This window comes from Sphingorhabdus sp. Alg231-15 (assembly GCF_900149705.1).
Lineage (GTDB): Bacteria > Pseudomonadota > Alphaproteobacteria > Sphingomonadales > Sphingomonadaceae > Parasphingorhabdus.
Genome location: NZ_LT703001.1, coordinates 382294 through 396222, shown reverse-complemented (window position 1 = coordinate 396222; position 13929 = coordinate 382294). Strand labels below are relative to the sequence as shown.

Annotated in this window: 9 protein-coding genes and 1 tRNA gene; 4 read left to right on the top strand and 6 right to left on the bottom strand. The window is 52.5% G+C overall.

Features of this window, described 5'->3' with window-relative positions; translation table 11 throughout:
- Positions 1-12: 12 nt before the first annotated feature.
- Positions 13-87: transfer RNA gene (locus tag DG177_RS01825), tRNA-Asn, on the top strand.
- A gap of 50 nt (positions 88-137) precedes the next feature.
- On the opposite strand, the gene DG177_RS01820 is transcribed toward DG177_RS01825, so the two are convergent.
- From DG177_RS01820 to DG177_RS01810, 3 genes are all read right to left on the bottom strand, one after another.
- Positions 138-911 carry a TSUP family transporter gene (locus DG177_RS01820; protein ID WP_108809923.1) on the bottom strand — a complete coding sequence of 258 codons (774 nt, stop codon included), beginning with the start codon at positions 909-911 and terminating at the stop codon, positions 138-140.
- Positions 912-943: 32 nt separating this feature from the next.
- On the bottom strand, positions 944-3670 hold the full coding sequence (secA, locus tag DG177_RS01815; RefSeq protein ID WP_108809922.1) for a preprotein translocase subunit SecA: 2727 nt from the start codon (positions 3668-3670) through the stop codon (positions 944-946).
- A gap of 109 nt (positions 3671-3779) precedes the next feature.
- Positions 3780-4064, bottom strand: coding sequence for a hypothetical protein (locus DG177_RS01810; RefSeq protein ID WP_108809921.1), 285 nt, complete (start codon positions 4062-4064; stop codon positions 3780-3782).
- A 58-nt stretch (positions 4065-4122) separates the two neighbouring features.
- Between DG177_RS01810 and argJ the strand changes: the two genes are divergently transcribed.
- The 3 genes from argJ to DG177_RS01795 are packed head-to-tail and all read left to right on the top strand — an operon-like array spanning position 4123 to position 7062.
- Positions 4123-5352, top strand: a complete 1230-nt coding sequence (gene argJ / locus DG177_RS01805) for a bifunctional glutamate N-acetyltransferase/amino-acid acetyltransferase ArgJ (protein ID WP_108809920.1) — start codon at positions 4123-4125, stop codon at positions 5350-5352.
- Position 5353: 1 nt separating this feature from the next.
- On the top strand, positions 5354-6253 hold the full coding sequence (locus tag DG177_RS01800) for a glutathione S-transferase N-terminal domain-containing protein (protein ID WP_108809919.1): 900 nt from the start codon (positions 5354-5356) through the stop codon (positions 6251-6253).
- A complete protein-coding gene (locus tag DG177_RS01795) occupies positions 6250-7062 on the top strand; it encodes an inositol monophosphatase family protein (protein ID WP_108809918.1) in 813 nt (270 codons plus the stop codon). The genes DG177_RS01800 and DG177_RS01795 overlap by 4 nt, the downstream gene beginning before the upstream one ends.
- On the opposite strand, the gene trxA is transcribed toward DG177_RS01795, so the two are convergent.
- The 3 genes from trxA to addB form a co-directional block, all read right to left on the bottom strand.
- The gene (gene trxA, locus DG177_RS01790; RefSeq protein WP_108809917.1) at positions 7059-7385 is read right to left on the bottom strand and encodes a thioredoxin TrxA; all 327 of its coding nucleotides are present in this window, start codon (positions 7383-7385) and stop codon (positions 7059-7061) included. The genes DG177_RS01795 and trxA overlap by 4 nt on opposite strands.
- A 103-nt stretch (positions 7386-7488) precedes the next feature.
- The gene (gene addA, locus DG177_RS01785) at positions 7489-10935 is read right to left on the bottom strand and encodes a double-strand break repair helicase AddA (protein ID WP_108809916.1); all 3447 of its coding nucleotides are present in this window, start codon (positions 10933-10935) and stop codon (positions 7489-7491) included.
- Complete coding sequence (addB, locus tag DG177_RS01780) at positions 10928-13927, bottom strand: double-strand break repair protein AddB (RefSeq protein WP_108809915.1); 3000 nt, start codon at positions 13925-13927, stop codon at positions 10928-10930. The genes addA and addB overlap by 8 nt, the downstream gene beginning before the upstream one ends.
- Positions 13928-13929: the final 2 nt, after the last annotated feature.

The window sequence follows — 13929 nt, the reverse complement described above, 5'->3', positions numbered from 1 at the left end:
AATCGCTTCTATTCCCCGGTAGCTCAGTGGTAGAGCAATCGACTGTTAATCGATTGGCCGATGGTTCGAATCCGTCCCGGGGAGCCATTTTCTAAAATCTAGAAATGCACGATGTCACCTGACACAATAAGACGTTTTCAGGCAAATTGTTGCCAGATTATGCGGATTGCTACGTACAGGATCAATATAGCGGTCAATCGTTTAATCCACAGCTCTGGCAGTGCTTTGCTCGCCAGAATGCTGCCAGCCTGGCCGCCGACGAGAACCGCAAGATAGAGCGGCCAAAAGCCAAGTAAAACATCTACCCCCTGCTCCCAATTCGATTTCATCAACTGACCAGCAAGACCGCTAGCTGAGTTGACAAGTATGAACAGGCTGGCTGTTGCGGCTATCCTCCGTCCATCGGACCAGTTGGTCAGCAATAATATGGGGGCGAGAAATATTCCTCCTCCGATGCCTACCATTCCCGACAGAAATCCGATCCCACCACCGACGACCGGTGCAAAGCTTACATGCTTTGCCCAGTTACCTCGCTCTAAATTGCTGCGATCACGCAACGCGGGCTCCACCAGCAGCAATGCCCCGGCGACCAACAATGAAGACCCCAGCAGTATCAGAAAACTGTCACGATCAATCGGCAAACGTCCCCCTGCCCAGGCCGCTGGTACCGACAAGAGAAGAATGGGCCAAATTCTTTTCCAGTCGATCAAACCTCTAGCCTGAAACCGCAGCGTTCCGCCCAGAACAACGATGATGTTGCAAAGCAATGCGACAATTGGAAGCGCTCGATAATCGACATCAGAAAGCGCAAGCAGCGCGATATATGTTGACCCGCCACCAAATCCAACAGAAGCGTAAAGCGCCGCCGTCAGAAGAAACAATAGCGCTAGACCGGTGACACCAAGAGCCACATCAGGTCTCGCTCGGCATCGTGATCACGATATCAATACTTACCGTGGCAATGCTTGAATTTCCGCCCCGAACCGCAAGGACATGGCGCATTTCTACTTACGCCATCAAAGTTGATATCGGCTGCAACCGCCCCGCCTGACTGACGTGGCGGTAATGTCGCGGAGACCGTACCCAATGTGCCGCCATCAATATCATTACTGTCATCTTCGCCAGTAAGTGGATCAATATGCGTGGTGAGAAAGTCAGGCAGCTCCGGCAATTCCGGTACTTCGATTTCTTCCTGGCGATGGAACTGGCTGACCGCGATTGTCTTTGTAACGCTTTCGCGGATCACTTCCAACATGCGTTCGAACAGACCAAAGGCCTCTTTCTTATACTCATCCAGCGGTTTTTTCTGGGCATAAGCACGCAAAAATACGACCTGACGCAGTGCATCCAAGGTTGCGAGATGTTCTTTCCAATGATGGTCAAGAGACTCCAGCAATATCGATTTTTCGATCTGCACCCAGATCTCAGGATCGATTTGCTCTACTTTGGCATTGAAATCGGCGTCTGCCAGCTCAGCGATGCGAGTTTCCAGAATCTCTGGCTCTACCGCATCCTCTTGCATCCACGCATCAATATCGGGAGTTAAGCCGAACACCTCTTCAACGCGTTTCTTGAGCAAGTCTATTTCCCATTGCTCAGGATAGCTGCCAGGAGGGCAACTGTCGGCAACGATTGCATTAGCGGTCTCGTGCCGCATATCTTCTACAACATCGCCAACGGTTTCGGCGTCCATGATTTCAGAGCGTTGCTCATAAATCACCTTGCGTTGGTCGTTCATGACATCATCATATTCAACGACCTGCTTACGCGCTTCATAATTACGCGCTTCAACCTTTTTCTGAGCGGTTTCAATTGCCTTCGAGAGCCATTTGCCACCGATAGCTTCGCCATCTTCCAGATTCTTATTCATCATCTTGGCAAACATTGTCTCGGTGCCAAAAATCCGAAGCAAATCGTCTTCCAGGCAAAGATAGAAGCGACTGAGTCCCGGATCACCTTGCCGACCGGAACGGCCACGCAGCTGGTTATCAATGCGGCGGCTTTCGTGCCGTTCCGTGCCTAGAACAAACAAGCCGCCCGCTGCACGGACCTGTTCGCGTAAAGCCCGGACTTCCTCTTCAATTTTTGCAATGGCCTTATCCCGTTCAGGACCTTCTTCCAATTCGGCCAGTTCCTGCTCGATACGAAAATCAATATTTCCGCCGAGCTGGATATCCGTACCGCGGCCAGCCATATTGGTCGCGATTGTCACGGCACCCGGACTACCGGCTTGGGCAACAATATGCGCTTCCTGTTCATGAAAACGGGCATTCAGAACATTATGCGTCACATCTTCTTTCTTCAGAAAATCGGACAGGAGTTCTGATTTCTCAATCGACACTGTACCAACCAGAACCGGTTGGCCCTTGTCGCTATGTTCTTTGATCTTTTTTGCGATCGCAGCAAATTTATCGAGCGTATTCTTATAAAATTCGTCATTTTCATCAATCCGCTGGATCGGTCGGTTGGTCGGAATGGTAACAACGTTCATTTTGTAGATTTCAAAAAATTCTGCCGCTTCCGTCTCCGCTGTGCCGGTCATACCAGACAATTTGGGGTACATACGAAAATAGTTCTGGAAGGTGATCGATGCCATCGTCTGGTTTTCGGGTTCGATCTGAACGCCTTCTTTGGCTTCCACCGCCTGATGCAAACCATTGGACCAGCGGCGGCCATCCATCATACGTCCCGTAAACTCATCGATAATGATAACCTTGCCATCTTTGACGATATAGTCCGTGTCACGCTTGCGCATGACGTTGGCCATCAAGGCCTGGTTAAGGTGATGAACAACCTGCGTATTTTCATAATCATAGAGGTTGTCACCCTCAAGCAATCCGGCTTCTTCAAGCAAACGTTCTGCTTTCTCTGTTCCCTCTTCCGTCAGGGAGATATTGCGACTTTTCTCGTCCTTTTCGTAATCCTCTTCGTCGATATGCTGAACAATCTCGTTCACCGAGATGTAGAGGTCTGATTTATCGTCCGTCGGACCCGAGATAATCAGCGGTGTCCGCGCTTCGTCGATCAGGATTGAATCGACTTCATCGACAATTGCAAAGTTGAAAGGCCGTTGCACCATCTGACCACGATCATGTTTCATATTATCGCGAAGATAGTCGAAACCAAATTCGTTGTTGGTGCCGTAGGTGATATCGGCGGCATAGGCTTCGCGCCGCTGCTCTTCACCGATATTCGGAATGATTGTCCCTACACTCATGCCAAGAAAGTTATAAACCTGGCTCATCCATTCGCCATCGCGGCGAGCAAGATAGTCGTTCACGGTAACAACATGGACGCCTTTGCCTTCTATGGCGTTGAGATAACAAGCCAGCGTGGCGACAAGCGTTTTACCTTCACCCGTCCGCATTTCGGAGATTTCGCCCCGGTGCAATACGATACCGCCGACCATTTGAACGTCATAATGGCGTTGGCCCAAGGTTCTTTTTGCTGCTTCACGGACGACTGCAAATGCCTCTGGTAAAATATCGTCGAGTGTTTCGCCATTGGCTACCCGTTCCCGGAAATACGGCGTTTTAGCCGCCAGTTCTTCATCGCTAAGCGGTTCAATTTCTGGTTCGAAAGCGTTGATCTTATCAACCACTTTCATGATGGATTTGACGTAACGGTCGTTAGAAGACCCGAATAGGGATTTGGCAAAGCCGCCGATCATGATGATTTCCGATATTTCTTTAGATATTGGACGTATTTAGCGCCCAGTCTTGTCTGCATTTAGGGATGAATTGGAACAAATCAACGTACGTGATTGTCCGGGCGTACAGCTAAGGCGCGCCTTCTTCATGCTCCAGCTTGTCGCCGATCGTGAATTGGACCGGCAATACGGACCAGATAGATGCAATATCGCGTCCGCTTTGCAAGCGAATTGCAAAGGGTGCCTCACTTTGGATGAAGGTTTGGGCAACTTTACCCCAGTCTGATGGTGTAGTTGCTTCGGCTTCAGACGTGACCTCATTGCCAGCGGTCTCAGTTGCCATAGCAGCAGCCGGCGGATTAACGCCAACTGCATTGAAAAGCAGCAACATAAAACTTGCAATATAGACGTTCATCAATAAGCCCTGTGAGAAGATCTTCGCTTTAGCAAACCAATAGATAAAGGCAAGTTAAGTGTCAGAAACTATATCGCCTCTTGCCCCCGCAGACATCCCAGAGCTTCCGGACATTTCCGGCGTCACCTGCCGCATCGCTCGCGCCCAATATAAGCAATGGGACCGCTGTGACCTTACTTATATCGAATTGACCGAAAGTACATCCGTCGCCGGCGTGCTAACCCAGAGCAAATGTCCGTCCACAGAGGTGGAATGGTGCCGCAAAGCCTTGCCCGGCGGCAAGGCAAGAGCTTTGGTCGTTAATGCTGGCAATGCAAATGCTTTTACTGGCGCGCGCGGCATGGAGGCGGTGCAACGGATATTGTCCCTCACCAGCGATCATCTCGGCTGCACAGAGCAAGAGATATTTGTTTCCTCCACCGGTGTGATCGGTGAACCTTTGCCAAAAGACCGGGCCGAAGCGGGTCTAGACGCGGCTTTCACAGTCGAGCCTTGCAGCTGGCAAGAGGCTGCGGCCACGATCATGACGACCGACACCTTTCCCAAGATGGCGACCACTAGTGCGATTATCGGCGGGAAAACCGTTCATCTCAATGGTATCGTCAAAGGGTCCGGCATGATTGCGCCGGATATGGCGACGATGCTGGGCTATATTTTCACCGATGCGACCGTGGATTCTGATCTGCTGCAGGAAATGCTTGATGCGGCGACTGCAAAAAGCTTCAACTGCATCACGGTCGACAGCGATACATCGACCAGTGACACTGTTTTGGCCTTTGCTACAGGACAGCGTGACATCCCTGCCCTAACTTCATTTGATGATGCCGGCGCTGACGCGTTTCAAGCGGCGTTAAGCGATTTGTGCATGCAATTGGCACATCTTGTTGTCCGCGACGGGGAAGGCGCAAGCAAGTTTATCGAAATTGCGGTGACGGGCGCGCAAAGTGATGAAAGCGCCAAACATATTGCCCTCTCCGTGGCCAATTCTCCACTCGTTAAAACCGCTATTGCCGGAGAAGATGCAAACTGGGGCCGCGTGGTTATGGCGGTTGGCAAAGCCGGTGAACCCGCAGATCGCGACAAGCTCTCCATCGGCTTTGGCGGCATCACGGTTGCGCGCGACGGCCTGGTTGTTCCCGATTATGACGAAACACCGGTTACCGAGCACCTGAAAGGCGATGTAATTGACATCAGCGTTGATATTGGGATCGGTGACGGGAAGGCCACTGTCTGGACCTGTGACCTGACCCATGGATATATCTCGATAAACGCCGATTACAGGAGCTAAAATGACCGAAATCATCTTGCATCACTACGAAAACTCTCCCTTCGGACAGGCGATGCGGCTCGCTCTCGGTTTGAAGGGCATTGACTGGAAGTCGGTTCAGCAACCTGACATTTGCCCCAAACCCGACCTGAGCGCTCTGACCGGCGGATATGAACGCATACCAGTGCTACAAATCGGATCAGAAATCTATTGCGACACGGCTGTCATTGTCGATGCGCTGCAAGCCCTTAAGCCTGAGCCAAGCCTCTATCCAAAGCCTTTGGGCTTCGCCGGTCGGATCATTGCTTTATGGTCAGGCGGCCTGTGGTTCATGCCAGCAGTAGGGGTCGCTCTCGGCACCAACCCTGACATTGTCAGCGACGAATTTTGGGAAGACCGCGCAAAACGCTTCGGCATGGATCGGCAGAAATTTCTGCCGATGGTGCCCCATCTGACCGGGCAATTTGAAGCAGGAGCGGCTTTGGTCGCGGAAACCCTGGCCGATGGGCGAAACTATATCAGCGGCGACAGTGCCGGTCATGCGGACCTGATGCTATACATGAACATCCGTTTCGCCAGCTTTGCCGGTAAAAAACCATCGGACTTTGGCGCTGATGTCGCTGCCTGGTATGACCGTATTGACGGCATTGGCTATGGCAGTTTTGAAGAATGGACCGGGCAGCAGGCGATTGGCTATGCCAAGGCATCAGAGCCAGTGAGCAGCGGTTCAGTGGATACGGCATCCGGTTTTTCAGCCGGTGACAATGTTTCCGTGAGAACCGAGACGCCTGATCCTGCTGCCGTCAGCGGGACATTGGTGGGCCTCAATGATAGAGAGATAATCATCAAACGAGAGGATGAGCAAACCGGCGCATTGCACGTGCATTTCCCACGTCTGGGCCAGATATTGACTCCTGCATGAACTATTCCAGCCTCAAGCTCTCGGTGCAGAATATCCTGAAAGATGTGGCGAAAAAAGTCGTACTCCCACATTATCAAAACCTCAAAGCCGCCGACATTGAGGAAAAATCGCCTGGTGATCTGGTGACCATAGCCGACAAACTCAGCGAGGAAATGCTTAGTGAGAAGTTGGGTGCGCTTCTCCCCGATGCCGCCGTTGTCGGGGAGGAAGCCAGCGCTGCTGATCCTTCAGTCATGGATCATCTCGGCGATAATCAGACCTGGATTATCGATCCTATCGATGGGACCGGCAATTTTGCTGCAGGAAAGCCGCCTTTCGGTATGATTGTCGCACTGTCGCAGGAAAACGAAACCGTTGCTGGTTGGCTTTACGATCCTCTGGCGGATCGGCTATGCTATGCGGCAAAAGGGCAAGGTGCCTTTATCAATGGTCAACAGCTGACTGTGTCAGGCAATCTGGATGGAAAACCAGTGGCTGCGCTAGCGACTGGCTTCATGACGTCAGAGCAACGCGACATGCTTCTTCTCGCGGCTGAGGATCATTATAAGATTGTTGATATTCCGCGCTGTGCAGCAGAGCAATATCCGCGATTGGCTCTAGGCACCAATCACATCTCCACCTTTGAACGCAGCCTGCCCTGGGATCATGCCGCAGGCATATTATTTCTCAATGAAGCGGGCGGCAAGGCGGCGCGCTGGAATGGCGACGCTTACCGGCCTGCCGACCGCAAAACCGGGTTGCTCGGGGCCTCATCACCGCAATTGTGGGATGAGGCCGCCGAGCTTCTGGGGGATGTTCTCAGCAGTTAAGCTGGCAGACTTTCTTCCAACCAAGATTTCAGCTGGCTTTTGGGCGCCGCACCAACTTTGGTTTCCACCGGCTCACCATTGTTGAACAGGATCATCGTCGGAATGCCGCGTACACCGTATTTGCCAGGCGCATCCGGACTGTCATCAATGTTGAGCTTGGCAATGGTGACCTGCTCGCCCAATTCATCGCTGATTTCCTCCAGCGCAGGGCCGATCATCTTACAGGGGCCACACCATTCTGCCCAGAAGTCGACAAGCACGGGGCCGTCGGCTTTCAGGACATCTTGTTCAAAACTCTCGTCGGTAATTGCTTTGGTAGCCATAGGGAATCTCCTTTGCTGGTTTAAATACAATCTAGGCCTGCGCGATCCATTGCTCAAGTCTCTGCCCGAAAAGGATTTTCATGGGCGCGAAAAGCTGGTCTTGTTACGGGGTAATAAGGTCTGGCCTGTGCTGATCGATAATATCGTCGGAAAGCTCCAGCAAATATGGTCCGTGCGTATACAGCAATGCAGCTTTGATCGGTCGGTCGGGAAATATCTTCCGCAGCGCGGTAACATAGGCAGACATCTGGCGTAGATATGAAAGCGGGACATCTGAGCTGTCTTGCGGCACCAAACGACCGGTTTTGAAATCCACGACAGTAATATTCTCTTCCGTTATCAAAAGTCGGTCTACAGTCCCCGAAACAACATGCTGATCAACAACCGCAGCAATAGGTGCTTCGGCCAGACTTTCGGGACCGAAAAGCGAAGACCATGCCGGATTGTCCAGTACCGACAGAACAATATCGACCAGTTCTTTTCGATAGGCCGCATCAGTAATCTGCTTCTGTTTCTCGAGCCAACGATTTGCAACAGTCGCGCGTTTCTCGACGGCAATATCAGGCAAGCGCTCAAACAGACTATGCAGCAACTTACCACGCTCAGTTGCAATACGCATAGTTTTGGTGGGCGGCGGATTAGCAGCGTCATCGGGGCCGAGATCGGAAGGCGTCAGCGGTCGCGGGGGACGAGCTTCCTTAGGCGCAGGCGCACAGATCCATTCCGGTAATGGTTCGAATCCTTCGCCAGTTGTCTTCTGAATATGTCTTTCTCGGACTACTTGTTGCTTCAAAGCTTCAGGGCCGCCGTAAGTCCGTTCGGAAATCCAACGCGCAGAGTCATCCCATTCTGTTTGAAGTCCTGCCATCCCCTGCTCGACAGCTGCATACCAGCTGGTTTCAGGCACTTCACCGCGTGCTTTCGGCCCCAACGTCCCCGCTACCACCAAATGCTCTTCGGCCCGGGTCATCGCGACATAGAGCAACCGCCAATGTTCCTGCATGTCTCGCGCATCGGCTACGGTCGCATAAGCATCCAGCAGGCCGATCCGTTCGGCTTTACGGATCGGCACCACCGGGTATTCCAATTGGTCATCGGGGCGTATTGGATCCGGTATATCGAACCCTCCGCTTCTTTTGTTGGCAGGATCAAAAGTTGCATTTGCGAGGATAACCAACGGCGCTTGCAATCCTTTTGCCCCATGCACGGTCATCAATCGGACTTCGTTACCGCCCTCCAACTGATCACGTTTAATTTCAACATCGCCGCGATCAAACCAATCCAGAAATGCCTGCAATGTAGGGATATGGTCCTGCTCAAAGGCAAGTGCGGTATTGAGTAGTTCTTCGAGTGGATCGAGCGCTGCGTGGCTTAAACGCGAGGTCAGTTTCTTGCGCCCATCCATCGGTCCTGAAGCAATCGTTTCCAAAAATTGATAAGGCGTATTGAAATCCGCCATTGAGAGTAATGCGCGTAAAGGTGCTAATCGATCTTCAGCGGCATCCTGTGATCGTAAGTAGTCCCAGAGGCTTTTTTCCCTGTGCGCATCGCCACGATAACCACGCTCAAGCAGATCCTCCTGCGTCCAACCCAAAAGCGGTGACACCAATAGAGAGGCAAGGTTAAGATCGTCATTTGGTTGTAGCACGAAACGGATGGCAGCAAGCATATCCTGCACCACCAACGGTTGGTTTAACCTGATCCGATCAATGCCCGCCACTGGCACATTTTCTGCAAACAAACGCGCAACGATCAAGGCACTGAGATCATCCCGCTTGCTAACCAGAATCATTACGTCTTTGGGCTCCAGCGGCCGATTTTCATGATTTAGCCAGAGTGCGGTTTCGGGCGAGAGCCACTCTTTAATCTGAATCGCAAGTCTTTGAGCAAAAACTCGTTTTTCATCGCTCAACCAGTTTTCATCATCATCGATATTGCCAATCGCGCCATGAGCAACCGGCTTCCAGAGTGTCACGCTGCCTGTTTCTCCAGCATAATGACTTTGATGTCGCGGGATAGCTTTATCAAGCCCCAGCTCCTGTGCGCCAACATGATTCAGGACTTCATCGACAACCTCCAATACCGGCGGTGTAGAACGAAAGCTTCTGTCCAGGGAAAGATCGCTGAATGTTCGATCCGATGCTTCAGCGCGGGCGAAAAAATCGTCGCGCGCCTTCACATAGTTATGCGGGCTTGTCCCCTGAAAACCGAAAATCGCCTGTTTGAAGTCACCGACCGTGAACAATGTCCGAATTTTGTCGGCGCTTGCGCCCATGCCTGCGAAAAACTCACCAGCCAGTGCCCGGACGATGTCCCACTGCGCCAAATTGGTATCCTGCGCCTCATCGACCAATATGTGATCGGTGCGCTGATCCAATTTGTAACGAATCCACTCAGCCATATTGCCTTGATTGAGCAGTTTGGCGGTCATTCGAATCATATCATCAAAATCAACAACCCCTTGCAATTTCTTGGCCTCTGCATAGCGATGATAAAATGCCCGGCCTGCATTCAGAGCGCCAGCAAACAAGTCTGCATAATCAAATAATGCCTTGGTTTCGATCAACTGGCGGCAATGATCATAAAGATCGACGCTCAATGTTTCATATTGCGGTGCGACCTTATGCAGTCCCTTGGGCACCGAGCGCCAATCGCCGTTCGCTTTTGCCCATATCTTATGCAGTTCGGGTAACTGGGCCGCTCGTTCAGCGTTGTCCAGCGCCAGCCAGCTTCGTATCTGGGCTATATGTGCATGCGCTGTTTTGGTTCCCCAGGCTTCAAGCGCTTCCGCCATATCCTGTAAATTCGCCAGATCAAATGCGTTGTCGCTGCAATTCTGCTCCAGCCAGTCTCGCGCATCCATATCTCTTGGTAGATCGACCAACCCGCGAACAAACGGCAAAACAGCATTCGGAAGCTGGTCCATCGCCTCAGCCTTAGATGCGCATGCCATGAGGTATTTTTCCGTGTCCTCTTCGCCCATGCGAACACTGAGAGATTGTATTGCCTGGATTATTTCAACATTTTCTGATGCTTCCTCGTCCAACAACAGGTCGCCTAAGGCCTGACGTGCCAATATTTTCTGGTCCCGCTCTTCAATCGGCTTCAGCAATGCCGGGATATCAGCTTCTTCAGGAAAACTCGCAAGTAAGGCCTGACAGAAGCTGTGGATCGTCATGATCCGCAATCCCCCGCCCCGTGCATCTAGAACGCGAGCGAATAATGTCCGGGCGTACTCCCGCGTTTCCGGTCCCACTGGCGCACCGATTGCCGACAGGTCAGCGGCCAATTTGGCATCGTCCAATCTCACCCAGCTGGCCAGTTGCCGGTGGATGCGATTCGCCATTTCCGCTGCGCCTGCTTTGGTAAAGGTCAGGCATAGAATATGCTCGGGATCGACATTCTCCCGCAGCAAAAGGCGGAACACTCGCGCCGTGAGCACCTGGGTCTTGCCAGTTCCAGCGGATGCGCTCAGCCAGATATTATCATCTGGCTGTACCGCATCACTCTGCTTGTCAGCGAGCGGAAAAAGAGTGGGCGTTTCACTCATGTTCGCTCGCATCGTCTGGTATGTCCGCACGGCCGTACCATTCTTCGAGCCGCATCAATTGGTCGTAATCCGCATAAGGCGCATATTCAGGGTGCAGTTTCGCGGTCATCGGTTCTTTGCCCAAAATGTAGCTGTTCACCGCCTTGGTGACTTCAGTGACTGCATGATCCACCATTTCATTCGCGTCGACCCTGTCTGGGCTGCGGGGATTGGTAGGAGTTGCGATATAACCAAAGCGATCCTTGCCGCCTTGCTTAGCAAGCGACCAATATTCAAATCCGGTTGCTTTACCCGACAAGCCTCCGAAATCACCTTTTTCAGCGATCGCACCAAGCAGTCCGAGTTGTAATGAAAAGCCCTCTTTCACAGATTTATTGGAAGGCGGACCACCGGTTTTATAATCAACGATAGCAAGGCCACCATCAGGCATTCTATCGATCCGGTCGGCTATGCCAAATAGGTCTATACCAGCGACAGTTACACTGCCTATCTGCTCTGATTTTAGAGGTGTTCGTCCGTCAGTACGCTGCTGTGCCACCGTGTCAGAAACCCACAACAGTCCTTCCATCAACCGCGGCGCCCATAGTGTCCGCATGAGCGGGTGGGAGGAGCGTTCATTGAGGAAGGCCAGGGCTCGTTTTTTCAGGGCATCGGGATCATATTCGTCCTCTTTTGCCCAGCGATCCAGAATGTCATGAATGATCGTGCCTCGCCATGCAGCGCTTGGTTCTGCGTCGATCATGTCAAGTGATCCCAAACCCATAATCTTCGCAGCATAAAAGGCGAAAGGGTCTGCAATCAAACGATCAACATTCGTCACCGACAGTTTAACTTTGCGTTGATCCACCGTCGGCGCAGGCGCGGGTTGCCCAATCCGGAGCGAAGCTTCGGGTTTATCTATCCGGCTCGCCCAGTCTTGTGCGGTGGTGTGCTCTTTCAGGCTTTCCCCGCACATGGCTTTGAGACGCAACAGGAACCGAGAGGCGATTGCCGGACCTGATCCATCGCGCTGCGCTCGCGTGAGAACAACATTTTGTCCTCCCATGGCACCGACCAGATCATGAGCTGAAAGGCCTATTTGCCGTTCCTGCGCCGGCAATCCCAAGGATTTTCGAACCATTGGAGCAAGCCACGGATCCGGTGTGATCGCTTGTGGCCAGCTGCCTTCGTTGAGGCCGCAACAAATAACCAGATCAGCTTGCTGCAATCGTGCTTCCAACAGGCCGTAAAGGGCAATCCGGGGGTGACCACCATAAGGTGGACGAACCGGGATATCTGAAAGATATGTCTCGAAATAGCCGGCAATTTCTTGTGGCTGAATTTTCACTGGACCAAGTCCGGCACGCTCCTCCATGTCGGACAGGAAATCTGCCAATTGCCTGCCAGCAGGACCGGCCCAGACTTGTCCATTAGTCAAACGTTCGGCCAGTTGCCGTATTTCATCCAGCATGGCGGCCCAGCTCATCGTTCCACCAAGTGCAATGGCAGCCGGAGTGAAGACCTCACGCACGCCTTCCCACCACGGCAACAATTGATTTCTAAGCGCTTGGGTTCGGCGGTCATTGCTGTGAAACAATCCGTCAATACCAGCTAATCCGGGAGCTGGACGTGGCCCGCGCATCAAAAGGTCCAGCTTGCGAACATTGTTTAGCCATTCCAATCGATCATCGCCCGCGCGAACCAGAGGATGTTTCAGCAACGACAGAAACTCCGCCGGAGGGAAGCCGTCTGTTGTGGCAGACAAAAGCGCAAGAAAGAATATGCCTTCCGGTTTTTTAGAAAGCGGCTGCCCCGCGGTATCGTCCGCATTTATCATCCATCGTTGTAGATGCGCGGATATACGGCCCGCCAGCGCACGGTCTGGTGTGATGATTGCGACGCGGCGTTCCGGCATTTCCAAAGCCTCACGTGCCAATAGAGCGACAATCTGGGCTTCTTCGGCACTATTGCGCGCTTCGACGGTCTGCACACCAGCCAGACTCCGTTGATCCGCTCCAAGCGATTGCCATCTCGACGTAAGCTTCGGAATGGCAAAAGCGTTGCTTAAGGCGCGGCTGCGCTTGGCGGCGGCGCCGCTTATCCCGGTCCGTGGCCAGCGCATGATTTCTCCGCGAGCAATCGACATACGCTCAAGCAGCAATTTCATGTGATATTGCGGATGAGTCTCCTGTGCCCGTTTGACATGACCAGTTTCCGCGTCAGGTTTAAACGGTCCCAGCATCTCCCACTCTTCATCAGCCATGACCAGATCAAGATCCGGCAGGACAACCATACCCGTAGGGAGAAATGCAATAGCTCGCAAAAAACGTGCTATAGCCGGAGCGGAAGTGGTGATGCCGGCAGCAACAACAAAATGCGGTGGTGGTTCAGATTTCCAGACCTTCACGCTTTGATCGAATAGCGCATTTCGGCGAGCCGCCTCATCTACAGCGCCTAATTCAGACAGCCTGGTTTGCCATTTCTCTGCGATTACACGGAAAAACGAGAGCGAGTTCTGCCAATGTCCGGAAAGTTCGGGCTCTACGTCAATCTCAAATAGATCTTTGAGCCCGATTTCCTCGATAGTGAGCTGGTCCAGTGTCAGAGCGAATGCACGGGCCAACCGCAACGCTTCTTTCGACAGCATGGGTTGGCGTCTTGCCGCACTTTCCGTTTCGATCATGCGGGCCAACATTAACAGGCGATCTAGCGGATCGATGGCAGGAGGAATGTCCAACGAAAGCTCTCCACTATCCAGGGCCACGCCAATCGATTCGTCCAGTTCCAAATCCCCGATTACTGCCATTTGCGGAAGCAGCAGTCCGTCTTCACTCAGCCGCACAAACGCATCATGAACCGCACGACGCGCCCGATTGTTCGGCAAAATGACAAGACCGGACGCCAAACCGAGCGGATCCTTGGCAAAACGATCAATCAGCCCTTGCGCAAGAGCATCGGCAAAGCCGCCATGAGCGGCAATATTATATATCGCGGGCTGGAGCCGCTTGCTCATGC

What these genes read in the sequence shown, in the direction of transcription:
- secA (WP_108809922.1), bottom strand. Translation starts at nt 3,670, where the DNA reads ATGATCGGCGGCTTTGCCAAATCCCTATTCGGGTCTTCTAACGACCGT.
- DG177_RS01810 (WP_108809921.1), bottom strand. Translation starts at nt 4,064, where the DNA reads ATGAACGTCTATATTGCAAGTTTTATGTTGCTGCTTTTCAATGCAGTT.
- DG177_RS01800 (WP_108809919.1), top strand. Translation starts at nt 5,354, where the DNA reads ATGACCGAAATCATCTTGCATCACTACGAAAACTCTCCCTTCGGACAG.
- DG177_RS01795 (WP_108809918.1), top strand. Translation starts at nt 6,250, where the DNA reads ATGAACTATTCCAGCCTCAAGCTCTCGGTGCAGAATATCCTGAAAGAT.
- trxA (WP_108809917.1), bottom strand. Translation starts at nt 7,385, where the DNA reads ATGGCTACCAAAGCAATTACCGACGAGAGTTTTGAACAAGATGTCCTG.
- addA (WP_108809916.1), bottom strand. Translation starts at nt 10,935, where the DNA reads ATGAGTGAAACGCCCACTCTTTTTCCGCTCGCTGACAAGCAGAGTGAT.
- addB (WP_108809915.1), bottom strand. Translation starts at nt 13,927, where the DNA reads ATGAGCAAGCGGCTCCAGCCCGCGATATATAATATTGCCGCTCATGGC.